Below are 26,052 nucleotides of genomic sequence, written 5' to 3'. Positions count from 1 at the left end.
GAGTGGTTACGCTTGGTGAACGCAGGTTCACTGCAAGTCAATTGCTTGCTTGATCAGGCTAAACACCCGATCGTTATTCAGCGTTCCGGTGAACTGCTCCGCCCCCAGCCCTTGAGCCGTAAGGAAAACATCGCCACCGCCATGAGTTTCTGTGTTCAGCGGAATAACTGATTCCTGCAGAAAATCGGCACTTTCCAGATCGCTGTCGTCGATAGGCCCACGGGTCGCTTTGTGGGCCGGGCCGTTACCGAAACCGATAATGGTATAGGGGTTACCGTCCACATCCGTTGAGCCAGTACCGTTAACATAGTTCTTCACTACCCCCAGCACACCTGGATTACCCGCTTCCGTTTTGCCGGTGCGCTGCGCATAGCCGTTCATTTGCAGCGTATGGTCATGATCGGCAGTAACCACAATCAGGGTATTTTTCAGCTCAGGATCGATCGCTTGCATCTTTTCCAGTGCCACTTTGATGGCATCATCAAAAGCGACCGTATCCTGTAACGCACGGCGAGCATTGGTTGCATGCAGGGCGTGGTCAATGCGGCCCCCTTCCACCATCAGAAAGAAACCTTTTTCTTTAGCAGCCAATGCGTCGATGGCCTTTGAGGTCATTTCTGCCAGGCTAGGCTCCTGCTCAGGATCGCGATCCAGGTCATAAGACATATGATTAGGGGTAAACAGGCCGACCAGCTTGCTGCCATCTATCGGCAATTGATCGAACTGCTGCTTATTGGCCGCATAGTGGTAATTGGCTGCCTGCAACTCGGCGATCAGATTACGCTGGTCGCTACGGGTGCCACCCGCCGTTTTAGCAGTGAAATAGTTAGCGCCGCCACCAAGGATCACATCAATACCGTCCCCCAATTTGCTGTTAAACCCTGCGCCACCGGGCACCAGCGCAGCAGCAATGGTGTTTTCCGCATCCCGATGGCAGACATGCGCGTAGGTTGCGGCAGGCGTTGCGTGGGTGATCCGCGTGGTGGTCACGATCCCGGTGCTATAGTTTGCCGCTTTCATCTGTTCCAGCAGCGTTTCAACCGCATGGCCATTGTCCGGCGGGCAGATACTGTCAAAGTTGACATGGTAGGCTTTACCCTGTGGGTTGGTGGCTTTGGTGTCGGGCGACATCGAGAGCACTTCGTTATTCGCCTTAACCCCCGTCATATAGGCCGCCATGGAAGGGGCGCTGTCGGTCACCTGCGCATCGTTGGAATAGGTGTGAACAAAGGCCGTTTCTGGCAAGGTATCGATCGTCAGGTTGCCCTCTTCGCCGACGCTATAAATGCGTGCCGCCGTCAGCGTGGCAATCCCCATGCCGTCCCCCAGGAAGAACAGCACGTTCTTGCCAGGAATAGGTGCTGGGGCCGGGTTTGGTTCTGGGGCCGGGTTCGGAGTTGGTGCCGGGTTTGGAGTTGGTGTCGGGGTTCCGTTGTTGCTGACAGAATCACTATCATTACAACCCGCGACAGCAAAAACCAATCCGAAAATAATCAGACTGAGTATGTTGCGTTTCATCTAACCTCCCTATTTAAAAACTCAGGTCAATAACGTTTTTTGGATTAATGGGTAACACACACAAACTATAGGGAGGGTGTGACACAAATATGGCAACGAGGCGAAAAAGAGAACTGTCTTGCCGGGTAAAACGTAGTGCGTTACAAAATATTCACCGCTCAGTTCGGCTAGAATATTCTTAGCCAAGAAACCAATATTTAGAAAAGGTTTCCCGTCCTGGTTTATATCCGTTGAAGTGAGTGACCAATACCAGTTGAAAACATCAGGCAGCCTAATAACACCCCATTAGCCCCATCAGAGTAATCCCCTGTTTTTGCAAGAATTCTAACAGAAGCTGCCTTTACTTATGGCAGCTAAAAATAATAGTATTTTCGCTGTGTACGCGCGCTGCATGAATGGATAGTCAGGCCCCGGCGCAATACCTTCATCCATAGGCAATTAATGTACGGCCAGATATTCTGTTTTTTCAGCCCTGTCGTTAACACTATTCATTAGCCTCTATTATATTTCTACGCCTTTTTACTATTACCTCTCGTAATGTATCAGGACAGTATTGGACCAGGAGAGCATATGGCAGGCAGAGCAGTGATCTTACAAGGCGACAGTACCTCCCATGGTGGCAAGGTATTGCAAGGCTCGCCGGTGATGATGGTCATGGGAACCAGCGTAGCCCTGGTGGGCCACCTTGTCGCTTGCCCACAATGCAGGGGCGTCTTCCCGATTGTTACTGGTGCAGAAACCGTGCTGGTAGGGGGGCAACCGCTGGCACTGAATGGCATGAAAACCGCCTGTGGCGCAGAGCTAATCGCCTCGCAGCAGGTATGCATGGCCTGACGGCCAAGCCGTTCGGTGCTTTTACTCTCGTCACATCCGAACGGTGCTAAACACCCAGGGGAGCAAGGATCGCAGTGGCAACTCTAGACACGTTACAGATGGATGCAAACACATGTCGGCAGGGCACCTCACTCTGTAGCTGGTTGCTTGCATCGCTGAACGGCAGTGAATACAGCCTCAATGCTCGGGATATTGCACTGTTACTGCGTACCTTGCCGGAGCAAGGCCGTGGCGTCACCCTCTCCATTATGCTGATTGACCGGCTACTGCGTGAGCTGGACCAGCGCCTGAGCGAGCAGATGGATGCAATCCTGCATGCGCCGCTGTTTCAACGCATCGAATCATCCTGGCGCGCGCTAGCCCTGCTGGTAGATAACATCCCGTTTAACGAAAACATCCAACTGACACTGCTCCATGCCACCAAGGAGGAGTTGCTGGCGGATTTCGAGTTCTCCTCAGAGATTACCACCTCCGGTTATTATCGCCATGTTTACGAGGCAGGATACGGTCAGTTTGGCGGCGTGCCGGTTGCCGCAGTGATTGGTGCCTATGATTTCACCCCCGGCGTGGCGGACATCAAACTGCTGCGCTTTCTGAGCGTTGTGAGCTCAATGGCTCATGCCCCCTTTCTGTCTGCGGCGGATGCCACGTTTTTTGGCGTCGACTCACTGGCAGACCTGCCCAGTATTCGCGATCTGGACGCGGTGATGTCGTCGCCAACGCATATCCGCTGGCAGGCGCTCAGGGCCTTCCCCGATGCCCGCTATCTGGGGTTGACCGTGTGCAAATTTTTGCTGCGTGAACCCTATACCCAGACATCGAACCGGGTCAGGCAGTTTACCTATCAGGAAAACGTCGGCTCGCATCACCACCTGCTGTGGGGCAACAGCGCCTTTTTACTGGCGACCTGCCTGGCGGGCAGCTTTGCCCGTTACCGCTGGTGCCCAAACATTATCGGCGCAGACAGTGGCGGAGCAATACGTAACTTACCCGCCCACTACTATTCTGCACTCGGGCGCTGGCAGGAAAAAATTCCGACCGAGGTATTACTGTCCGATCAGTGGCAGTACTCATTGTCGATGGCCGGTTTTATCCCCCTCGGCGTGCGCAAGAAGGGGCAGGATGTGGTGTTCTATTCGGCCAACTCGGTTCAGTTGGCAGAGTCTGCCGGCCTGACGCCGGAAGCCAAGGTCAACCAACAGTTGGGCACACAACTCCCCTATCTGTTCATCATCACCCGGCTGGCGCACACCATTAAAGTACTGCAGCGTGAGCGGCTTGGCGGCTGGAAAAACCGGGGAGATCTGCAATATCAGCTCAACACCTGGTTAAAACGCTTTGTGTCCGATCAGGACAACCCGCCAGCCAGTGTGCGCAGCCGTCGCCCGTTACGCGCAGCGCGCATCGAGGTGCAAGAGGTCGACAACGATCCAGGCTGGTACCTGACGCAACTGCATGTACAGCCTCATTTTAAGCACATGGGTTCCAACTTCGTCCTCGCCTTGACTGGGCGTCTGGATAAATAACCCAAGGACAGGATGTCTTCACCATGAAGCGGGACAAAAATCGATACGCTTACCTGACACGCCAGCGAAAAGCCCTACACAAAGCAGCCGAAGCACTGCAACAGACTCATGCGCCCCTGGTCTCCTTTTTAACCACCTCAGGCCGCGATCCCGACGTGGAGCGGCAACTGGAGGGAATGGCCTGGATGAGCGGGCAATTACAGGGGCAGATGGCAGATCAGTTACCGGTTCTCACCCACCATCTATTGACCCTGTTGTGGCCCTATTTTCTTCGCCCCACCCCCAGTATGACCGTGCTGGAATGGCTGCCGGGCCTGGGTGAAACCAGCACTCAAGTCAACCGGGGTGCCACGGTAGTCAGTGTCCCACTGCCGGTAACCTCCGGTGAAGAGACACTGCGCAGCCACTTCCGCACCTGCCGGGACACTCGCTTGTGGCCGCTACAAGTCTGGTCTGTAGCCCGTGAACAGCAGCACGATCGCGACACCTTGTGTCTGCATCTGGTCACCACCGACGGCAGGCCGCTGGATCTCGCCTCGCTGGACGGGTTGCGGCTGTATCTGGGGGAGGATGCCCATACCGGGCAGCAGTTGCTTTTGTGGTTGAGCGAATACCTGAGCCATACCACGCTGGAAGTGTCGGGGGAAACCTGGCCGCTGCCCGATCTTACCCTTACCCCGGTGGGTTTCGCCGACGATGAGGCTCTGTTACCCTGGCCGCAAAATGCCGACCCAGGGTATCGCCTGTTGCAGGAACAGGCATGTTTTCCTGACGCGTTCTTATTTATGGATGTAGCGGGTTTTCCCACGCTGCCCCCTTTACCGGCTCCACACGGATTTACCCTGCGCTTCCACTTCTCGCGGCCTTTGCCTTCTACTCTGGTGTTGAACCGCCAGACGATCCGCCTGCACTGTACGCCAGCCATCAACCTGTTTACCCATTACAGTGAAGTGGTCAATCTAGACGGAACACAGTCAGACCTGCCGTTATCCCCCAGCGTGCGCCATCCCGAAGATTACGACGTGTTCTCGGTGGACGAAGTCACCGGCGTATCGCTGGCGAGTGATACGCCACGTCACTATGTGCCGTTTGAACGTTTCGCTCATCAAGACAGTGCCGGGTATTACCACGTTCGAGTCACTCAGGCCGCAGAAGGGGGCCTGAATCATCGCCTCGCCGTGATCCGCCACGGTGAAAACCTGGGCAATCTGCCAGCGGAGTCGGTGTCTGTGCGGCTGACGTGCAGCCATCGCCGTCTACCCTTGCAGTTGAAAGTCGGTGAGATCCATCAGCCGGCCACCGGTTGCCCACCTGGGGTGCGCGTGCACAACATCACTCGCCCATCCGTCCCTCTGAGCCCACGGCTGGATGCGACCCTACAGGCCGCTCTGCTGCGCAACCTCTCGCTGAACAGCCGTTCATTGCTGACTCTGGCGGCATTGCGCCAGGTACTGAGCGCCTGCGATCTGCCCGCCTGGCACAGCGCGCTGGCGGCAGGTATTTCCCGGCGGCGGCGCGCAGGGCTGCTCAGCCTTACGGTGCATCCGGCTGAACGTATCATTGACGGGGTGCCGGTAGATGGCCTCTCCTCTTTGCTCACGGTGCGGTTGCAAGGGGCGTTCGATTCTGAAGGTGAGATGTATCTGTACTGCCGAGTCTTGGCTCGGTTCCTGGCCCAACGCGCCAGCGTCAACCATTTCCATACCCTCACCGTAGTTAATCAGGATAATCAGGAGTCTTACACCTTTCTATGATCCCCAGTGCAGAGCAGGAGCAGCAGCTCCAGGTTATCGCCGAGAACGTCAGCAAGTATGAGTTCTATCGGCTGGTGGAAGGGTTGAACCGTCTGGCGGGTATTGATCCGGCGCGCTCACTCGGCCTGCAGCCGAACCAGGAAGCATTGCGCTTTACCGCTGCTGCCGGGTTGGGCTTTGCCGCCAACGATGTGGTCGAACTGCAACACCAGCCAGGGGGAGCCATTCGTCTGGTGGTCAGTTTCCTTGGCCTGCAGGGTAGCCAGTCCCCCCTGCCCTACTACTATCTGGATGATATTGCCGGGAATACCGCTCAGGGGGAGACGAGACTCAACGATTTTCTGGCGGTATTCAACCACCGGCCACTCGCCATGGCACACCAGATTTGGCGCAAATACCGCTATGAAATCACCTTTAAGCCGGGGGGCCGCGATGCCACCTCAGGGCGTATTTTTGCCCTGATGGGCCTCAGCCACCCGCAAACCCGCGAGCAGTTAGGTATCAACGCCGAGGCAATGCTGGCCTATGCCGGTCTGCTGGCCTCTCCTGGGCGGTCACCCGACGTGATCGCCAGCCTGGTGGCACACTTTTTCTCGCTCACGGATGTGACCGTCCAGCCTTATCAGACCCATGTGATGACCTTGCGGGAGGATCAGCAAAACCGTTTAGGGCAGGTCACCGCAGTTCGCGGGCAACGCCATCAACCCCGTTCGCTGTTGGGGAGCAATTTTGTTATCGGCAGCCGGATGCTGGATCGCAGTGTCAAATTTCAGCTGTCGATCAATGCATTGAGTCAGGAGCAGTACCTGTCGTTCTTGCCTGACGGGGCGCAACACCACCTGTTGGTCAATTTTGTCGAATATGTCCTGCGGGAACCACTGGTCTGGGATCTGCGCCTGACGCTGGATCGCCATCAGGCCGGCGGAATGAGGCTGGGCGACAAGCACCGCACCCAATTGGGCTGGACCACCTTTCTTGGTCAACCCGACGAAAAACCGTACACCCTGTTACCTGTTCGCAGATAACCGCAGTTAAGGAACACGATGAACTTTGCCGATCATCTCAGAGGGGAACATGCCTACCTTCGCGCACTGGCAGACAAGGTAGCGCAGGAGAACCCACCGCTGGCCGGGCAGTTGGGACGCCATGCTGGCGATCCGGACGTGGAATGCCTGATCCAAGGCGCTGCGCTGTTGAATGCCGGGCTGCGCCATCGGCTAGAAGACGGGTTCCCGGAGGTGACGCAGGGGCATCTATCACGGATTTGGCCTTTTCCACTGCGGCCTATTCCTGCCTGTGGCGTGGTGAACATCTCGGCAAAAGCGGGCACCCTGGACGAGCCGATGGCATTGCCTGCTGGTGAGTCACTCGCTCTGCTGTCAGATGGCCGCCCAATGGTGTGCCAGACCTGTCACGCCCTGACGTTGCACCCGCTTGCCCTGCTTGATCGGCAACTCACGGTGACCAACGCCCACAGCGAGATCCGCCTAACGTTTCACTATCAGGGAACAGGGGAATACTGGCAAACCCAGCCTTTGTCGCTGTTTCTTGGCAACGATCCGCAAGTGGCAGCCACGCTGGCCCTGTGGTGTGAGCAGTACCAGGATCGGCCGGTATTGCAAGTGGAAGACCGCCAGTTCCAGCTGGATTCGGTATTGTCGGCCCCTACCCCCAACGCGGAGAACCGCATTCTGCCACACGAAGGTGAAACTTCCTGGGCCTTACAGAGTCTGGCAGAGTACCTGTACCTGCCGCACGTCAAAGACTTTCTGACGCTGGATTTTGGCCCAGCGTACCCCTACGTGGCATTAGGGGATAGCCGCACTTTCACCGTGGTCCTCTCGTTCAACGGGGAGATCCCTCTCACCCAGGCCGAGCTGGCAGCCACATTTCAGTTGCACTGTGTTCCGGTTATCAGCCTGACGCAGCAGAAAAGTTCCCCTTTGCGGCTAGTGCAGGGGCAAAGCGTCTATCCCTTGCCGTACCCCGCCGATCACTGGGTATATGCCATCACCAATATCAGCATGGCGGAGGAGCCAGACACCCTGAAGCGGGGGCGGCAGGTTCATTTCCAGCCGGATAGCGAACTGACACCGGAATCACGCTATGCGCCAGACCCGACATTGTCGGTGTTTTACGCCGTGCGCATCGGCAGTGATGTGCTGGGGCGGATGCAGCATGAATTGGTGTTCTACAACAACCAGGGGGAACCACTGACCGAGCCCCCTTGCCAAGCGGTGGTCTGCGATCTGCTCATCACCTCGGCGCATACCCCGGCATTAACGCCAGGCAGCCCTTTTCTACTCGGTATGGCGGTGATCGACACGCTGGACGTCACCACTGTTACCCCGTTTTCGCCCCCTTACCCGGCGGTAGTGAACAGCCATCACCACTGGCGGTTGATGGCCAGCCTGTCGTTCAGCCCGTTCTTTCTCAATCACCGGGAAACCGTTCAGCAGGTACTCAACGACTTCTGCCTGCATGCGCTGCACAACCTGCCGCAGGTTCGGCGCATCCGGCAGGCGGTGGCGGGCATCATGGCCGTCAAGACCGAACCGGTAAATGCCCTGATGGGGGAGCGCCTGCGCCGTGGCCTGCAGATGACCCTGACGCTGGATGAGGCCGCCTTCAGCAACCCCGGTGAAACCTACACCTTCGCGGCAGCACTGAGCGTCTTTTTTACCCATTGTCTGACCACCAACAGCTTTTTGATGCTGGACGTGATCACCCAACCTTCGCAGACGCGCTGGGCATTGCCCCTGGTGCGCGGTCAGCGGGCCATGATGTGAGACAACACAAGGAGTGACCGATGGAAAGCGGATTATTTTTCAGTAGCCAACTCGGTGAACTGCCACCGGACACCTTTGCTGTGGCCGGGTTTACCCTGGAGGAAGGGCTATCCAGCCTGTTTACCCTGACCCTGAGCCTGGTCAGTACCCGCGCAGATATTGATCTGGAAGCGCAGCTGCTGCAACCCGGCGCATTGACCGTGACCGTCAGCGGCCAGGAACAGCGCACCATTCCTGGGCTGATTGCCAGCCTCACACAAGGGGAAAGCGGTTTTCGGCGCACTTACTATCAGGCGGTGATCCGCCCGGACGTTTGGGTGCTCAGCCTGAAACAGGACAGCCGGATCTTCCACTTCCTGTCCGTGCCGGACATCATCAACAAGGTGTTGGATGAACACCGCATCCCTTACCTGAGTAATTTGCAGCAGACCTATGCCCCCCGCGAGTACGTTACGCAAAAGCGCGAAAGCGATCTGGATTTTATCCTGCGGCTGATGGCAGAAGTAGGGATCACCTTCTGGTTTGAAGACAATCAACTGGTCTATGGTGATTCGCACCTGAGCATGCAGGCGGGTATCTCCGTCACCTACAACCCGCACATCCAGTCGGCCACTCAGGGGGATATTGCCCACCGGCTGACGCTGGGTGCATTTATGCAGTCACGGGAGAGCGTGCTCAAAGATCGTGAACACCGCCGCCCCGACCACCCCTTAATGTTTACCCAGCGTGACCCGACGCTGGAGCAAGGCAACACCCAGTATTCGGTGTTTGACAGCTATGGCCGTTACCAGGATGACCAGACCGGGCCACAGTTCAGCACCCTGCGGCTGGAAGCCATGCAGGCGGGCAGGCAACAGGGCAGCGCGGAAACCAACAGTATCCGGCTGATGCCGGGCACCATCTTTACCCTTCAGGGCCACCCGGTTGAGGCGCGTAACGATCGTTGGCAGGTGATCACCATCAGCCATCGAGGGGAGCAGCCAGCGGCGCTGGAGGAAGAGAGTAATGGCAGCGGCACCACCCTCTCCAACTCCCTGACCTTTGCCCCAGGGAATATCGATTGGCGCCCCGCCTACCGCTACAAGCCTATGGCCGACGGAGATGAGGTTGCCACAGTGGTCGGGCCAAAAGGGGAAGAGATTTACGTTAACGAATTTGGCTGGGTACGGGTGCACTTTCACTGGAACCGTTACGACCCGGCCGATGAAAAGGCCTCCTGCTGGGTGCCGGTTTCCAACCAGTGGGCGGGGAACGGCTTTGGCTCTGTCACGCTACCGCGCATTGGTCAGGAAGTGCTGGTCAGCTACCTGAACGGCGATATCGATCGCCCGGTAGTCAGCGGGCGCTACTACAACGGCCTGAACAAGCCGCCGTACCCGCTGCCAGCCAGCAAGACCCGCTCGGTGTGGCGCACCAAATCCCACAAGGCCGAAGGCTTTAACGAACTGTCATTTGAGGATGAAGCAGGCAAAGAAGAGATCTTCTTACATGCGCAGAAAGATCTCAAAGCCTTGGTCAATAGCGAGGCGCACTGGGACATCCGCAGTAACCAGAACAGCAAGATCGGCGGTAACAGCCTGAACGAAATCGAGGGCAACCAGGAGAGCCGCATCAAAGGTGAACTCACCCTGCACACCAGCGGCAAAAAATCCGAACTGGCCGATGGCGAGTCCCATTTGCAGGTGGGCAGCGCCTATGTGGTGAATGCCGGGCAGGAAGTCTCGATGGAGGCCGGGGCCAAAATCACCCTGTCGGCAGGCAGTGAAATTACCCTCAAGGCCGGGGGCAGTTTTATCAGACTGGCACCCGGCGGGATTTTCACCTCACCCTCGCTGATGGTGGGCAGCGGTGCTCCAGGCAGCGGGCAAGGTATCAACCTGAAGATGCCGGGTGCGGTTGCACTGCTGGCAGCCCCAACCCTGGCCCAGCAGGCGGTGTTCAACAGTGACTCCCCTTACTGTGAAGAGTGCGAAAAATGCAAAGACGGAGAATGCGCCATAGATGGAGCCCCTGCCGCTGCCGCATCGCCTGCCAAGAGTGCACCCGGCGGTTTCGGTGCAGCAATGCCATCAGCAGGCTCCAGTTGGGCCTCGGCAGGCAGTAGTGCCAGTGCGTTGCCTAACGTTGGTGGCTCCATGCCGGTCAGTGGGCTGACTTCGATGATTAACGCTGGCTCACTGCCGGTCAGTGGACTGACTTCGATGATTGACGTGGGCAGCCTGGCTGGTTCTGCAGGTAAAGACTATTTGAACCTTGCCAGCGACAAGCTCCAAGGTGCGCAACCTCTTTCAGCCGAAGAGTTATTTAAAAAGATGGGCAAAAAGCTATGAGCCAAAAGACAATCTTTTGTTCTGGGGGGTTATGGGTATCGATTTATCTGGCAGCTATTTACCCGAACGCTGCACGCGCTAGGCTGAGTCCTCTTCGGTGCGCTATCTGGCCTGATATGGCTTGATAGGGAGTTTTTTAATCAAGGAGAAGATTGCCATGTCATATCGTGTACAGGATTGGGTGAGGAAAACGGCGGGCACACCGCTGTTCGCCGTTCTGGCCAATACCCACGGTGCACAGGCCATCAAGGCCTATTACCGTGAGGATGGCAGCCGTACTCCCTGCGGGCTGTATGCCGAAACACCTTATGCCAACTGGTTTGAAGTGATGCCGGTGCTGGTGCCGCTCAACGACCACAGCCCGTTCCTGAACTGGGTGGAAGATACCCCCCTGCGCAACTGGGGCTGGCTGGCGCGTTCTACTCTGGGCCAAGCCACAATAACGGCCCATCTGCGCGGCCTGACACAGGTATTGATGCCGGACGGCAACGCGGTGTTCTTCCGTTACTGGGATGGCCGCTATCTGCTGGGCCACCTGCGCTACTGCGGTGAAAGCTGGCGCGAGGTTCTGCCGGTGTTCGCCGATTATTGGGTAAACGGCGAAGTATTTACCTGCCCAACCGACTCCGCCGCCAAGGCCATGACCAGCCCCTGGTGGCAGGTGCCGCAAGGGCTGATAGACAGCCTGTTGAGCGCTGACCCCGAACCGGTGATTGCCCAGGCATTAAAATACCTGCAGAAAGATCGCGCCGATCTCTACTGGCGCTTTGATCCCACCTTGCTGGCAGCCAAGATCCGCCATTTACTGGTGCAGGCCGATGGGGATCGGGAAGGGCTGATGACACGCATCGTCACCACACTGGAGAACGAGTGATGAGTTATTATGGCTACACCTCAACGACGAGTTCAACCACCGATTACGGCAATTACCTAAAACCGGTGACCATCGCTTCAACCCCCATTACACCGGATGCACGCTATAAAGAGATCATCAGCAACTTTAAAAACTGCCTGAAGCGTTACCACGACATAACAGAGTTTCCGCTATTGGGCAGCCTGGTATTGATGGATCAGCAACTCAAGGTAGGGGATCTTGTGGTTGCCAGTGACAGCCAGAGCAATGAAAAGATTAACGGTAGCATGACGTGTTCCCTTACTGAGCCGATCATTCTGACCCATGCCTTCCAGGCCAAGGGGTATATCCCGATTGCCGGTTCAACCTTCAAGATCATCAAGCGCAAAAAGAAGACACAGCAGGATTTTGCTCAGATGACCACAGCAATGTGGGTTAATCACGCTTCCGGTGCCTATTACGATGACTCGGCACAGCAAGGTTTTGAAGATATCGTGGTGCTGGATAAACAGACGTTTGATGATAACGGCATGGCTACCGTGCAATTAGCAGAGTGCGACAGCGGATACAGCTACCACGTTGTGGTGAACTCGCAGGCCAGTAGTGAAAGCAACCTGAAAATCCTTGATGACGCCTACACCGAGCTGATCGTCAAGTGCAGTAACATGCTCGAGAAGGTATGGGTAACGCGGCAACGGGCGGCCTGGCTGGAGTTCGTGAAGCGGGACGACGGTGTGGACTTTATTCAGGCCTTCGAGGCATTCTTTTCCGGGATCCGCAATAAGATCGTTGAGCTGTATGAGACGGCCAAAAATATCGTGGAGTGGATCACCAGCAAAAACCTCAGTGCCCTGCGGGAGTATATCGGTGAGAAAGGGGTCGAGGAAATGAAGCGGCTCTATGACGATGGCAAGAAGGAGATCGCCGATACGCTGGTGATCCTCTCCGACGAGATGCTGTTGTTTATCTGTGCCTACGCCCTTTACAGCTACTTCTGCCTGCTCACGCCCCAGCAGATCGCCGACTTTGCCGGTGAAGCGGCGGGTGAACTGGTGTTGATGTTGCTGCTCTATATCGTACTACCCGGCAGCGTAGCCCGCTTGGCCCTGGATGGATTGGACTCTGCTGCCGGTATTATCCCGGCCTGATAATAAGGATATTGAATGAAGCCGCTATTTCGTGCCGGTAAAAGCGCTGGAAATGTGTTCACCCAAGATCTCAGACAGCTGATCACCATCATCAATGAATTCATCCCCAACTATTTGACTAAAAACACCCTGCGCTCGGGTGCGCAGCCGCTGAGTATTACCAAGACAGCCACGGCAACCTCAGAAGAGTTGGGCAAGACGCTGAAAAACCAGACCAGCCTGCCAACCACCCCCAACAGACTGCATGAAATAAAGGCGAGCTCCCCCGTCGAGCAGGCTAACAGCAGCAGCAAAAACCCCCAGGGTCACAACACACAAAACAGCAAGCAGAGCAACCTGGACGGCGACCCGGTATCAATGTGCACCGGCGAAGAGCTGTTGACCCTGGCCGAAGGCACTCTGCCCGGCCTGCTGCCGTTCCACTGGCAGCGGTTTTACCGCACCAGCGCCTGCGATCTGGACCAGGGGCTGGGCTATGGCTGGTGCCACAGCCTGTCGCATACCCTGCACTTTACCGCCGAGGCGATTGTCTGGCATAACCACGAGAACCAGCGGACGGCGTTCCCCTACCCGACCACCGAACACCCGACCCTCACCAACCTGCTGGGTGGGGCCGTACTGGCGCTCAGTGCCAATGAAAACGAATACCACCTCACCTTCAGTGACGGCGACGGGGTTTATACCTTCATCCGGGAAGGCGAATGGGGGCGGTTGACCACCCTCAGTGACAAGTATCACAACCGCCTGGAAGTGGCATATGACCGCCAACAGCGCCTGAGCCATATTTACCATCCGCAGGCTCGTTTGCTGTTCCAGTACGCGGATGACAGCGACAGACACATCATGCAGGTGGACCTGCAGGCCCTGCTCCGCGAGTCTCCCCAGAGTGATGCGGCCTGGGTAACCCAGCAGGTGTTGGCACACTACCACTACAACGCGGCACAGCAACTGGTCAGCGCTATCAATGCGGGGGGTGAGCAGGAGCACTACCACTACGATGAGGCGAATGTCATCCAGCAGCGCCAGTTGGCGGGCGGGGCCTGTTTCAACTGGACGTGGGAAAGGGCTGGTGCGGCGTCCCGTTGCCTGCGGCAATACGGTAACTTCCCGCAGTTGGATACCCATTACCAGTGGGATGACAGCCAACGCAAAGTGACGCTGCGGCGCTACGACGGTAGCCAGGAAGTTTACCAGTACAACGATCAGGCCCGGTTGACGTTAAGCCAGGCCGCCAACGGGGCCCAGATTCGCCACACCTACAACGAGCAGGGGTTGCGCGTCAGTACCACCGACGCTCTGGGCCAGCAGACCCGCTATTTCTACGACGACGACGGCACACTCAGCGCCGAGATGACCCCGGATGGACGCATTACGCGCTACACCTATCTGGACGGCCAGCTCAAGCGCATGGCACGCGGCACTGGCCATCTGACGCAGGTGTGGCTCAACAGCATCAATCCCCAGGGCGATATCAGCGCCGTCCGCGCACCGGGCGAGCAGATCACCGAATACCGCTATTTCCCCGATGGCCGGGTACAATCCATCACCACGCCCGACGGCGTGACACAAAACCTGCGTTGGGATACCTTAGGGCGTTTACTGGAGATCACCGCCAGTGGCGGTAGCGTGCGCCGCTACCACTACAGCACCCTAGGCACCCAGCCGATTGCGGTGACTGATGAAGCGGGCAACACCACCCAGTATGTTTGGGATGCGCTTGGCCGCCTGCTGGAACAGACTACCCCGGATGGTCGCACCCAGCAATACCGTTACAATGCCTACGGCAAGGTGATCGAATCCCGCGATCCGGCGGGCATGGTCACACGCTACGAGTATGCCGCCCCACTCCACCTGCTGACACGCAAAATCCTGCCGGACGGCAGCGCGTTGCAGTACCGCTACGACAACGCCCATCTGCAGGTGAGCGAGATCATCAACGCCAAAGGCGAGCGTTACCGCCTGAGCTACACCGCCACTGGGTTGCTGAGTGAAGAGATCGGGTTTGACCAGGTAAAAACCACCTACGCCTACGATTTGAACGATCGGCTGATTGAAAAGCGCGAATACGGCAACCAGCATGACACAGAACCGCTGATCACCACCTACCAGCGGGACTGGCAGGGCAAACTGCTGCGCAAGACCCTGCCGGATGGGCTGGTGGAGCAGTACGACTACGACGCGCTGGGGCGATTGATTGCGGTCAATGACGGGCAGACCCCGCTGGTCTGGGAATATGACATTGCCGACCGGTTGGTGGCGGAACACCAGGGTTGGAGCACCCAGCGCCACGCCTATCACCCGCAGAGCGGCCTGCTGAGCGCCAGCCAACTGCCCGACGGCCAACGGTTGGATTACCACTATCAGTTCGGGCAGGTGCAGGGGATCACCCTGGACGGGCAACCGCTGCTGGCATTCAGCCACGACAGTGCCGGGCGTGAGCAGATTCGCCGCCAGGGCAACGGGCTGGAGAACCGCTACCAGTACGATCCGCTGGGGCGCCTGACGGAGCACCAGTTGCTGGCCCCCGGTGACGACGCACCGCACACCCTGTGGCAGCAACACTACCGTTATCAGGCACAGGGGGAACTGGCCGCTATCGAGGGCAGCCAGCCCCGTGAATACCACTACGATCCGCTGGGGCAACTGCTGAATGTGCAATTCCCCGGCACCACCAAGCCGGAAGAGCGCCACAGCGTCGCCGGTGAAAGTTTTCAGTACGACGCGGCGGGCAACCGGCTCAGCCAATTCGAGGGGGAACACACCGCGCCCGGAAACCGGCTGGCGTTCTTTGGTGACCGGCACTTTGAGTATGACCGGTTTGGCAACCTGACCGTCGAACGACGCGGCACGGCGCACAAGCTGGTGACCACCTTTGACTATGACTGTCGGCACCGGCTGATAAAACGGACCGATCCCCACGGGCGCGTTACTACCTATGCCTACGATGCGTTTAACCGCCGGACCCGCAAAACGGTAGACGGCCACACCACCGAATACCTGTGGCAAGGCAATAAGCTGATTGCGGAAACCGACAATAAAAGCCACTGGCAGACGTTCCTGTATGAGCCGGACAGCCACCGGCCAATGGCAACGGTGCTCGGTTCTAAACGCGTCAACAGCCAGAAAGTCAGCACTTACTGGTACCAGAACGATCATCTGGGCACGCCACACCGCCTGACGGATATCCGGGGCAACACGGTATGGAAAGGCAGATACAGCGCCTACGGCCAACTGCTCGAAGCGTGGACCCCACCGGATGATCCGTATGAGCATCCGCAGCCGAAGGTTGATAACCCACTGCGTTTTCAGGGGCAGTACGAAGACCCGGAAAGCGGCCTGCATTACAACCTGAACCGGTATTATGACCCAGCAACGGGTCGGTATTTGACGGCGGATCCGATAAGGCTAAATGGCGGGTTGAATGGGTATGCCTATGTGGAAGGAAACCCGGTTGGCTGGGTGGATCCGCTGGGGTTGAAGGGAATGCCGGGGGCGGATCATAAACCGACGGGGGATCGGGATCCTGAGCCTGTAGTACAATCTCCTGATCACACAAGAGTTGGCCGTTGGATGAGTGAACAAGAATACAAGATGATGGAACGTACAGGTAAGGTGCAGGAAAGTAGTTCAGGCACAACGCATGTTGCTAATCCTGCAAATGCTGAAGCATTTATGCTTCAAGCTAAACCTGGATCTTGGTATGCCGAGTTTAATGTACCCAGCAATTCTTTAGTACAAACAGGAGAAAATTGGGCTAAAATAGTTGGCCCAAACTCCTTAGAAGGCCGACTAGCTGTCAAAAAAGGTAAACCATTACCCCAAATGCCAGAATTTTGTAATTTAGAATTATGTGCAATAAAGTTACCACAGAGTAAATAGGAGTGATTATGCTAAATCTTTTTTGCAAATGGGCGGAGGCTAAAGCCTCCAAATTAAATAGTGATGGTTTTATTTCCAGACTCCACATAAATAAATCTTCAGACAACTCATCAGCATACTTAGATCTTGATGGTGAAACATCAATCGCTAGAATAACTTTTTGGAATAGTGGTGATGTATATCTGGAAGTTCTAGATATTAATACAGAAAAGAGCATATACAGTAACAATTTTAGGCTAAATGACTTTAATGATATTGATGTTTTTTTATGTGATTTTTTTAAAAAAATAAAATAAGTATAATTAATTAAAAGAGCGTTCTCCCAGCGCTCTTTCTTAAACGCCCGCGTGAATAACTATTACAAAGAATAGAACAGTTGAAGAAAATCCAGCCCGATTTAGACGATCTGTTTAATCACTGAATATTGCAAACCACCAACCAGACAGATACGCCGTTCATACCACCGATATGCGATGCTGAAAGGTATCTAAATGTAAATGGCACGATTATGCGGGATACTGCCATCTTACATTAGTCCGATTGGGTTAATAGGTGGGCTGAAACAGGAAATGTAGGTGGTAAATCTATGTCAAAAGGAAGAAAATAATGAACGGGTTGATAAGAGACGGTAGTAATGAATCATAATGAGCTATTTGTAAATGAAATTTTTACCGAGTTGATTATTAATAATATAGATGAATATAAAAGCATTCTTGAAGACAATTCTGAAAGAAAATTATCAACTACTTTTGCATCCGTGAAAAACATTTTTTCACAACTAGATGACCATGAAAAAAATTCCATGTATGATTTTTTCAGAATTATCACTTCTAATTCAGTTTCAACCATACTCGGAACAATTGATGGAACTACGTTCCTTGGATGTTTAGATGGAGAAATCAAGTTATTATATGATGATATTGAAATTCAAGGTGATTTACAGAGTGTTTTTTTAGAAAAAATGGAAAACATTAAGAGTTGAAGAGGATCATCTGCAAACAAGATTTCGCAACTGAAATTTAATTAACAAGAGCCGAGGGATAATCTAGGCCAGTTAAATTTATATACATATAATCATTAAAGATACTGGCGACTTATCTGGGGCGGTAGTAATAATGGAAGAAAAGGCAGACTCGATACCTCTACTGGAAAACCAAAAAAAATAAGGCCATTACGAATGATAAATTCATATTTTCACAAAGAAATCCTGTTAAATTAAGTAATAAATATAGTTAAAATTGATGAGTGTAAAAATAACAACCTTTGCATTTACACAAAAGAACATATAACTCATGCATCTCCAACGTTAACTTGTTATCTGGATTATTACCCAGTTGTTAATGATGAAGATGAGGAAGTTTTCCCTGATTTCTCCAACACAAATGAACTTGAACTATTTTATTATGGTGAACATTTTTTTGATGTCATCACTAATATATTAAGTCAAAAGAAAGATGCCACTATTAATGATAGTGTTAATGGATTAAATTATTACATGGGAAATTATTTATTCATAAAAATATTGTAAGTATTCTATTTAATAGATTGACATATTTTTTAGCAATAGTCAATCATGTATTTTAGTCATATTTATTTTGGTAGGAAACATTAACCATTTCAGATTTGGTCAGAAGGAGCACTCACACATAATATAATTTTATTAGGAAGCGGCGGTATGGCAGAGCTGGCGCACCCAGCGCCACGCCTATCACCTGCGGAGCGGGCTACTGGTATTCAGCCACTGCAAAGGTGCATCAGTAGGCTATTCTGAATGGGCCATACCTGCTGACGCACCTAAAAATTAACGTGAGGGAAGCAAAATGAATATTGAAAGACTTAATATCAACAATGGTGGCACTCCTACCTCTGGGTTTAATGGAGATTTATCACTAATTTATAGTGTTGAGAAAAAAATAGGTTTTAAGTTACCAAAAAACTATATTCAATTATTAAAGCGACATGATGGAGGGCATCCAGAGTTAGATACTTTTTTTCCTGTCAGAGAAAAATTCATTTGGTGTAGATAGCTTTTACTCTATAGAAAATAAAGATGAGGAAACCTTAGAAAAGGCAATTTTCCGATGGGGTGAAACACTTGGAAAAGGCTTACTACCAATAGCAAGAGATGGCGGAGATAATCAATTTTACCTTGATTTAAATGAATCAACTCCATCTGTGTGGATATATTTACATGATGAAAACGAAGCAAGAGTGAAGTTAGCTAATTCTCTTGAGGAATTTATTGATAGACTTAATATAAATCCAGATTATTTGTAAAGTAGCTCTCTGTGTTTTCCTTGTGCCAGAATAGTCACTTAAATATCTAGCCAATATACAATAGGTGGCATTCGTAATATTAAAACTCACAATTAATTAAATATTCTTTCACTAAAAACGATAGGCAACCCTAAGCTTAAATATGATTAAAATTAATGTAATTTTAGAAAAAATAGAGAAATCAAGCTTCTTTTACAATATGGGTTTTTCAGATATAGAAAGTGAAAATATTATTTTAATTAAGGATGTTGATAGGGTATTTGTTAACCCATCAGATATTGACTTTAAAGGACTTTACGAAAACGTTGAATGGTTACCAACTTCAGCAACCCAAGAAGACCCATTTTATAAAACCCAAAAAAACACCAAGGAACTTACTGAATTAAGAATTAAAGCAAATAAAGCAGTGATGAGTGCAACTAGAAACTTGCCTAGGGATAAATTCATATGCGGACCTCACGACTTTAGTCAAGCGGCAAGGAATGGGATATGTTTTTCTTTTAGGCAATATATATCTGAAAGATACCTGAATCTTGGAAATAAATGGGAGACCATTATAAACATATACTATATTGGGCATTGGCCCGTCGGTTATGCCAAGGAGAAAATAATAGTTATTTGAGACAACAACGGAAAGAAAAAAGGAAGTTCTTTCCGTTTTTAGTTACGTCCTACGCTCTAATCAAAATTTTCCCAAAATGATTGCTGTCACGCTATGTGTTGCCCACCCCACTCCGCCCACTGCTGCGCAAGACCCTGCCGGATGGGCTGGTGGAGCAGTACGACTACGATATATTGGGGCGATTGATTGCGGTCAATGACGGGCAGACCCCGCTGGTCTGGGAATATGACATTGCCGACCGGCTGGTGGCGGAACATCAGGGCTGGAGCACCCAGCGCCACGCCTATCACCCGCAGAGCGGGCTGCTGAGCGCCAGTTGCTGGCCTCCGGTGACGACGCACCACACACCCTGTGGCAGCAACACTACCGTTATCAGGCACAGGGGGAACTGGCCGCTATCGAGGGCAGCCAGCCGCGTGAGTACCACTACGATCCGCTGGGGCAACTGCTGAATGTGCAATTCCCCGGCACCGCTAAACCAGAAGAGCGCCACAGCGTAGCCGGTGAAAGTTTTCAGTACGACGCGGCGGGCAACCGGCTCAGCCAGTACGAGGGGGAACACGCCGCGCCCGGTAACCGGCTGGCGTTATTTGGTGACCGCCACTTTGAGTACGACCGGTTTGGCAACCTGACCGCCGAACGGCGCGGCACGGCCCACAAGCTGGTCACCACCTTTGACTATGACTGTCGGCACCGGCTGATAAAGCGAACTGATCCCCACGGGCGCGTCACCACCTATGCCTACGATGCGTTTAACCGCCGGACCCGCAAAACGGTAGACGGCCACATCACCGAATACCTGTGGCAAGGCAATAAGCTGATTGCGGAAACCGACAATAAAAGCCACTGGCAGACGTTCCTGTATGAGCCGAACAGCCACCGGCCAATGGCGACGGTGCTCGGTTCTAAACGCGTCAACAGCCAGAAAGTCAGCACTTACTGGTACCAGAACGATCATCTGGGCACGCCACACAGCCTGACGGATATCCGGGGCAACGCGGTATGGAAAGGCCGATACAGCGCCTACGGCCAACTGCTCGAAGAGTGGACCCCGCCGGATGATCCGTATGAACACCCTCAGCCGAAGGTTAATAACCCACTACGTTTTCAGGGGCAGTACGAAGACCCGGAAAGCGGCCTGCATTACAACCTGAACCGTTACTACGACCCGGGGATGGGGCGGTATTTAACGGCGGATCCGATAAGGCTAAATGGTGGGTTGAACGGGTATGCCTATGTGGAAGGAAACCCGGTTGGCTGGGTGGATCCGCTAGGTCTATTTAAAACAGATTCAACGGGATTTGAAAACGCAGTACTTGAAGCAGGTGAGACACCATTACCATCGTGGAAAGGTTCCGGACCGACCAGTGGTGTTCTTGGACTAGAGCCTGCATCAAAATCATCTGGGGCAGTTAGGCATTATTCTCCGCCAGAAAATGAGGCAATAGAATATGTTTTTGACCCTAAAACAGGAAAGTTTGCTGTAGGACGTCCTAAAGATCCACTTCCATTATATTCACCTCATGAAAATCTAGCAGAAGCTATAAAATCAGATAGAACAGAAGTTTTAGGTGGAATGTTTAGACGAGGACAAAACGGAGAATTTCTTACAAATGAGCATAGTGGACACTATGGAGAACGCTGGACATTAGAACTTCGCAATAAATTTGTTAACCAAATGAGAGAGTACGGAATTGATGTGAAACATCAAAGGTGGAAAAATGAGTAACGGTAAAAAAAAATTGACCATGAGGAATGGGAATGGTATCTACCTGTTGAATGATGGGCAATGGGCCGTCATGTCCAATGACAATATATTCCCCCTTAAAACCAGTAATGATTTTTGGTTTGCCTTTCCTATTTTGGAATACTCACCTAAGTCAACCAAGGAAAAACTTGGTGATAAATTCCCATATGATGAACTTTTAAAATATGCGCTTTGCAGTGAGTCTAAATATTGGTCTAGTCTTGCTTTACAATGGCTTGGTTTTATCAGTTCAGATGAAAAATTGAAATTTAAAGAGATATTGAAATTTATTTGCTCACATAAATTCCACTCCCAGCGCAGCCGGCATTTAGCTAAAAAATATTTAAAAGATATGTGATTTATTCTTTAGAAAATTAATACAATAAGTGCAGTAAACACAGCCTAATTGCAGCCTTGAGAATGGAAACTCAGGGCTGCCCCTCTCGATTACGCTAACATTTCCGCCAGCACAGCGCTGATAACGATCTCGCCTCGACTAATCTTAACCCCTACCTCAACGCGACCGGCAAACCCACTTCTGTTCAGTCAAGCATGGTAAGAAAGTAACCGAACGGCGAACTCGTATTGTTAACAAAACTCAGTTGCCACATGCTGCCTTCATTCAATACAACAAATCGGAGGTGAAATATGGCAAAACGGTATTCTCACAGTGAGCGGCAACAACATCTCGATGCCTGGCAACAGAGCGGATTAACCGAGCAGCACTATTGTCGGCAACACGATTTAAACCCAGCCACCTTCTATTATTGGCTCAAGCATCATCGCGATGACGCTACCGTGACCGTTCCTGCCGCCTTTATTCCTGCGCGCCGAGTGATACCTAGGAATAATGACGCCGACACCGTGACGCTCAACCTCCCCAACGGCTGTTCGGTCAGGTGCCCACTATCAGTGGGATGACAGCCAACGCAAAGTCACGCTGCGGCGCTACGACGGCAGCCAGGAAGTTTACCAGTACAACGATCAGGCCCGCCTGACGTTAAGCCAGGCCGCCAATGGGGCCCAGATTCGCCACACCTACAACGAGCAGGGGTTGCGCGTCAGTACCACCGACGCGCTGGGCCAGCAGACCCGCTATTTCTACGACGACGACGGCACACTCAGCGCCGAGATGACCCCGGATGGACGCATTACGCGCTACACCTATCTGGACGGCCAGCTCAAGCGCATGGCACGCGGCACTGGCCATCTGGAGCAGGTGTGGCTCAACAGCATCAATCCCCAGGGCGATATCAGCGCCGTCCGCGCACCGGGCGAGCAGATCACCGAATACCGCTATTTCCCCGATGGCCGGGTACAATCCATCACCACTCCCGACGGCGTGACACAAAACCTGCGTTGGGATACCTTAGGGCGTTTACTGGAGATCACCGCCAGTGGCGGTAGCGTGCGCCACTACCACTACAGCACCCTAGGCACCCAGCCGATTGCGGTGACTGATGAAGCGGGCAACACCACCCAGTATGTTTGGGATGCGCTTGGCCGCCTGCTGGAACAGACCACCCCGGATGGCCGCACCCAGCAATACCGTTACAATGCCTACGGCAAGGTGATCGAATCCCGCGATCCGGCGGGCATGGTCACACGCTACGAGTATGCCGCCCCACTCCACCTGCTGACACGCAAAATCCTGCCGGACGGCAGCGCATTGCAGTACCGCTACGACAACGCCCATCTGCAGGTGAGCGAGATCGTCAACGCCAAAGGCGAGCGTTACCGCCTGAGCTACACCGCCACTGGGTTGCTGAGTGAAGAGATCGGGTTTGACCAGGTAAAAACCACCTACGCCTACGATCTGAACGATCGGCTGATTGAAAAGCGCGAATACGGCAACCAGCATGACGCAGAACCGCTAATCACCACCTACCAGCGGGACTGGCAGGGCAAACTGCTGCGCAAGACCCTGCCGGATGGGCTGGTGGAGCAGTATGACTACGACGCGCTGGGGCGATTGATTGCGGTCAATGACGGGCAGACCCCGCTGGTCTGGGAATATGACATTGCCGACCGGTTGGTGGCGGAACACCAGGGCTGGGGTACCCAGCGCCACGCCTATCACCCGCAGAGCGGCCTGCTGAGCGCCAGCCAACTGCCCGACGGCCAACGGCTGGATTACCACTATCAGTTCGGGCAGGTACGGGGGATCACCCTGGACGGGCAACCGCTGCTGGCGTTCAGCCACGACAGCGCCGGGCGTGAGCAGGTTCGCCGCCAGGGTAACGGGCTGGAGAACCGCTACCAGTACGATCCGCTGGGGCGCCTGACAGAGCACCACCTGCTGGCCCCGGGTGACGACGCCCCGCACACCCTGTGGCAGCAACACTACCGTTATCAGGCACAGGGGGAACTGGCCGCTATCGAGGGCAGCCAGCCACGTGAATACCACTACGACCCGCTGGGGCAACTGCTGAATGTGCAATTCCCCGGCACCACCAAGCCGGAAGAGCGCCACAGCGTAGCCGGTGAAAGTTTTCAGTACGACGCGGCGGGCAATCGGCTCAGCCAGTTCGAGGGGGAACACGCCGCGCCCGGTAACCGGCTGGCGTTCTTTGGTGACCGGCACTTTGAATATGATCGGTTTGGCAACCTGACCGTCGAGCGACGCGGCACGGCGCACAAGCTGGTGACCACCTTTGACTATGACTGTCGGCACCGGCTGATAAAACGGACCGATCCCCACGGGCGCGTGACTACCTATGCCTACGATGCGTTTAACCGCCGGACCCGCAAAACGGTAGACGGCCACATCACCGAATACCTGTGGCAAGGCAATAAGCTGATTGCGGAAACCGACAATAAAAGCCACTGGCAGACGTTCCTGTATGAGCCGGACAGCCACCGGCCAATGGCGACGGTGCTCGGTTCTAAACGCGTCAACAGCCAGAAAGTCAGCACTTACTGGTACCAGAACGATCATCTGGGCACGCCACACAGCCTGACGGATATCCGGGGCAACACGGTATGGAAAGGCCGATACAGCGCCTACGGCCAACTGCTCGAAGCGTGGACCCCGCCGGATGATCCGTATGAACACCCACAGCCGAAGGTTAATAACCCACTGCGTTTTCAGGGGCAGTACGAAGACCCGGAAAGCGGCCTGCATTACAACCTGAACCGGTATTATGATCCGGGGATGGGGCGGTATTTAACGGCGGATCCGATAGGACTTCGAGCTGGGCTAAATAATTATCACTATGCCGATAGTAACCCGATATCATTCATTGACCCATTAGGGCTTGATGTTATTAACACCAAAACATCAACAAAGCCAGAACCTGTAGGTTCAGCAAATGGACAGTTTAGTTGGGATAAATATGATGATATCCCTGTGCTACCAGAGGCGGGGGTTGGTACTTATAACTATCGCGGTGTACATCGAGGACATCCTGATGCTGATAATAATATTAATGGGCGGATTGAGCCTGGTGATATAAATTCTGGCATTACTCCGGAGCTTCATAACGAAGGAAATGTTTCTGGTATTAGTTCATATACTTCTTGGACGCGAGACCCTGCTATAGCTCGTTCCTATGCTCAGACTGATGGTATAATTTTGAGAGTTAAAGCTGAAGCGCCAAAGGGTAATGAAAAATGGTCATGGGAGTTTTCTGATGATAAGTATTTTGAACAAGAGGTTCTTATGCAAGGGATTCGTGATAGCGGCATTGAGGTATTTAGACCATGATAACCATTGATTATTTAACAAGCAGACTCAGATGTTTTGATAATAAAAAATTGTCTAAAGAGGCAATTGATTTACTTTCGACTTCGATAAAACTGATCGAGGTCGAATATGACAAAAGCATAGCTATCAATGAATTTAAAATACATCGAAAATATCTTGGCAAGGCTGAAGTTAAATACTTTGGAATTAATGAGCTAATAGATATGCTGATGAAAATTTCAGATGAGAAAATATTAATTATAAATTGCCACAATGAAAATCACGTATTGAAAATTTTTATGGATCTAAATCATAATGTTATTGGTGTGGTTGGATTTGAAAAACGTAAAAGAACTCCAGAAGAGATTGAACGGGAAATGCATAATTTAAGAAGAAAGTAGATTTTGGGTCAAGTATTCAACGTGTTGATTGTGTTGTAAGCTCACCCTTTTGACAGAGTATATCGAATGGCAAAAGTTGATGTGAAATGCTCATTTTGTGAACGGACTGGATCCGCTAAAAAACACGGCCAGGGAAAAGCCGACCATCAGCGTTATCGGTGCCAAATGTGCTGCCGAACTTTCCAGCTCGATTACGCTTATCGCGCCTGTCACCAGGGTATGAAAAAGTAAATCTTTGACCTTGCTATGAACAACTCAGGTATCCGCGATACCGCACGGGCGTTGCATATCAGTATCAATGCTGTTGTGCGTACCTTAAAAAACTCTCGCCGCGATGTGTCACTACGCTGCCACTGGACAACCTGCCAATCCAGCTCATCTGCGAATTTGATGAAATGTGGTCATTTGTAGGCAACAAGAAGCAGCAGTGCTGGTTGTGGTATTCATGGGAACCCCGTCTCAAAAGAATTGTTGCCTATGCTTTTGGTCGCGAAGCAAAAAGACTTTCCGTAAGTTATTGAAGCTATTAGTGGTTTTAACGTTGCCTTCTGGTGCACAGATAACTTCAGCGCTTATGGACATGCTGCCGAATGAAAAGCACATCACAGGTAAGCTTTATATACAACGAATTGAGCGTGAAAATCTGAATCTTCGCAACCGATTAAAACGGCTAAATTAATGAGGGAATA

Annotated in this window: 23 protein-coding genes and 2 pseudogenes; 24 read left to right on the top strand and 1 reads right to left on the bottom strand. The window is 52.9% G+C overall.

The genetic code is table 11. The annotated features are described in order from the left end of the window. Positions 1-27: 27 nt before the first annotated feature. A complete protein-coding gene (locus tag SAQUA_RS04185) occupies positions 28-1,518 on the bottom strand; it encodes an alkaline phosphatase (RefSeq protein ID WP_380678121.1) in 1,491 nt (496 codons plus the stop codon). A gap of 570 nt (positions 1,519-2,088) precedes the next feature. Here SAQUA_RS04185 and SAQUA_RS04180 point away from each other — a divergent pair. From SAQUA_RS04180 to SAQUA_RS04065, 24 genes and pseudogenes are all read left to right on the top strand, one after another. Then, complete coding sequence (locus tag SAQUA_RS04180) at positions 2,089-2,352, top strand: PAAR domain-containing protein (protein ID WP_380678119.1); 264 nt, start codon at positions 2,089-2,091, stop codon at positions 2,350-2,352. Between the two features lie 74 nt (positions 2,353-2,426). After that, a complete protein-coding gene (gene tssC, locus SAQUA_RS04175) occupies positions 2,427-3,878 on the top strand; it encodes a type VI secretion system contractile sheath large subunit (RefSeq protein WP_380678117.1) in 1,452 nt (483 codons plus the stop codon). 23 nt (positions 3,879-3,901) lie between these two features. Continuing rightward, a complete protein-coding gene (gene tssF / locus SAQUA_RS04170; protein ID WP_380678115.1) occupies positions 3,902-5,632 on the top strand; it encodes a type VI secretion system baseplate subunit TssF in 1,731 nt (576 codons plus the stop codon). Then, entirely contained in the window at positions 5,629-6,657 is a 1,029-nt protein-coding gene (tssG, locus tag SAQUA_RS04165; protein WP_380678113.1) for a type VI secretion system baseplate subunit TssG, read from the top strand. The genes tssF and tssG overlap by 4 nt, the downstream gene beginning before the upstream one ends. Positions 6,658-6,675: 18 nt before the next feature. Further along, positions 6,676-8,421, top strand: coding sequence for a type VI secretion system baseplate subunit TssF (locus tag SAQUA_RS04160; RefSeq protein ID WP_380678111.1), 1,746 nt, complete (start codon positions 6,676-6,678; stop codon positions 8,419-8,421). 20 nt (positions 8,422-8,441) lie between these two features. Further along, positions 8,442-10,751, top strand: a complete 2,310-nt coding sequence (gene tssI, locus SAQUA_RS04155) for a type VI secretion system tip protein TssI/VgrG (RefSeq protein WP_380678109.1) — start codon at positions 8,442-8,444, stop codon at positions 10,749-10,751. A gap of 157 nt (positions 10,752-10,908) precedes the next feature. Continuing rightward, the gene (locus SAQUA_RS04150) at positions 10,909-11,625 is read left to right on the top strand and encodes a DUF4123 domain-containing protein (RefSeq protein ID WP_380678107.1); all 717 of its coding nucleotides are present in this window, start codon (positions 10,909-10,911) and stop codon (positions 11,623-11,625) included. Then, the gene (locus SAQUA_RS04145; RefSeq protein ID WP_380678105.1) at positions 11,622-12,752 is read left to right on the top strand and encodes a hypothetical protein; all 1,131 of its coding nucleotides are present in this window, start codon (positions 11,622-11,624) and stop codon (positions 12,750-12,752) included. The genes SAQUA_RS04150 and SAQUA_RS04145 overlap by 4 nt, the downstream gene beginning before the upstream one ends. A gap of 15 nt (positions 12,753-12,767) precedes the next feature. Then, positions 12,768-16,631 carry an RHS repeat-associated core domain-containing protein gene (locus tag SAQUA_RS04140; protein WP_380678103.1) on the top strand — a complete coding sequence of 1,288 codons (3,864 nt, stop codon included), beginning with the start codon at positions 12,768-12,770 and terminating at the stop codon, positions 16,629-16,631. Between the two features lie 8 nt (positions 16,632-16,639). Then, positions 16,640-16,927 carry a hypothetical protein gene (locus tag SAQUA_RS04135; RefSeq protein WP_380678101.1) on the top strand — a complete coding sequence of 96 codons (288 nt, stop codon included), beginning with the start codon at positions 16,640-16,642 and terminating at the stop codon, positions 16,925-16,927. 338 nt (positions 16,928-17,265) lie between these two features. Further along, positions 17,266-17,613 carry a hypothetical protein gene (locus SAQUA_RS04130; RefSeq protein WP_380678099.1) on the top strand — a complete coding sequence of 116 codons (348 nt, stop codon included), beginning with the start codon at positions 17,266-17,268 and terminating at the stop codon, positions 17,611-17,613. 838 nt (positions 17,614-18,451) lie between these two features. After that, the gene (locus SAQUA_RS04125) at positions 18,452-18,658 is read left to right on the top strand and encodes an SMI1/KNR4 family protein (protein WP_380678097.1); all 207 of its coding nucleotides are present in this window, start codon (positions 18,452-18,454) and stop codon (positions 18,656-18,658) included. Further along, positions 18,615-18,908, top strand: coding sequence for an SMI1/KNR4 family protein (locus SAQUA_RS04120; protein ID WP_380678266.1), 294 nt, complete (start codon positions 18,615-18,617; stop codon positions 18,906-18,908). Before SAQUA_RS04125 ends, SAQUA_RS04120 begins: the two co-directional genes overlap by 44 nt. A 142-nt stretch (positions 18,909-19,050) precedes the next feature. Next, on the top strand, positions 19,051-19,530 hold the full coding sequence (locus tag SAQUA_RS04115; RefSeq protein ID WP_380678095.1) for a hypothetical protein: 480 nt from the start codon (positions 19,051-19,053) through the stop codon (positions 19,528-19,530). Between the two features lie 80 nt (positions 19,531-19,610). Next, complete coding sequence (locus tag SAQUA_RS04110; protein WP_380678093.1) at positions 19,611-19,982, top strand: hypothetical protein; 372 nt, start codon at positions 19,611-19,613, stop codon at positions 19,980-19,982. 2 nt (positions 19,983-19,984) lie between these two features. Then, a complete protein-coding gene (locus SAQUA_RS04105; RefSeq protein WP_380678264.1) occupies positions 19,985-21,259 on the top strand; it encodes an RHS repeat-associated core domain-containing protein in 1,275 nt (424 codons plus the stop codon). After that, a complete protein-coding gene (locus SAQUA_RS04100; RefSeq protein WP_380678091.1) occupies positions 21,252-21,635 on the top strand; it encodes a hypothetical protein in 384 nt (127 codons plus the stop codon). The genes SAQUA_RS04105 and SAQUA_RS04100 overlap by 8 nt, the downstream gene beginning before the upstream one ends. A 290-nt stretch (positions 21,636-21,925) precedes the next feature. Next, complete coding sequence (gene tnpA / locus SAQUA_RS04095; RefSeq protein WP_380678089.1) at positions 21,926-22,198, top strand: IS66 family insertion sequence element accessory protein TnpA; 273 nt, start codon at positions 21,926-21,928, stop codon at positions 22,196-22,198. Positions 22,199-22,217: 19 nt separating this feature from the next. Then, positions 22,218-22,319 (top strand): annotated as a pseudogene (locus SAQUA_RS04090) (hypothetical protein); the annotation flags it as partial. Positions 22,320-22,331: 12 nt separating this feature from the next. After that, on the top strand, positions 22,332-24,983 hold the full coding sequence (locus SAQUA_RS04085) for an RHS repeat-associated core domain-containing protein (RefSeq protein ID WP_404413135.1): 2,652 nt from the start codon (positions 22,332-22,334) through the stop codon (positions 24,981-24,983). Next, on the top strand, positions 24,980-25,363 hold the full coding sequence (locus SAQUA_RS04080; protein ID WP_380678087.1) for a hypothetical protein: 384 nt from the start codon (positions 24,980-24,982) through the stop codon (positions 25,361-25,363). The genes SAQUA_RS04085 and SAQUA_RS04080 overlap by 4 nt, the downstream gene beginning before the upstream one ends. Positions 25,364-25,429: 66 nt before the next feature. After that, a complete protein-coding gene (locus SAQUA_RS04075; RefSeq protein WP_380678085.1) occupies positions 25,430-25,594 on the top strand; it encodes an IS1 family transposase in 165 nt (54 codons plus the stop codon). A 15-nt stretch (positions 25,595-25,609) separates the two neighbouring features. Then, the gene (locus tag SAQUA_RS04070; protein WP_380678083.1) at positions 25,610-25,774 is read left to right on the top strand and encodes an IS1-like element transposase; all 165 of its coding nucleotides are present in this window, start codon (positions 25,610-25,612) and stop codon (positions 25,772-25,774) included. Beyond that, a pseudogene (locus tag SAQUA_RS04065) lies at positions 25,759-26,042 on the top strand (IS1 family transposase). Before SAQUA_RS04070 ends, SAQUA_RS04065 begins: the two are co-directional and overlap by 16 nt. Positions 26,043-26,052 lie beyond the last annotated feature (10 nt).

The sequence above is a fragment of the Serratia aquatilis genome (assembly GCF_044865145.1).
GTDB classification, from domain to species: domain Bacteria; phylum Pseudomonadota; class Gammaproteobacteria; order Enterobacterales; family Enterobacteriaceae; genus Chania; species Chania aquatilis.
This window is presented reverse-complemented; position numbering and strand designations above follow the sequence as displayed.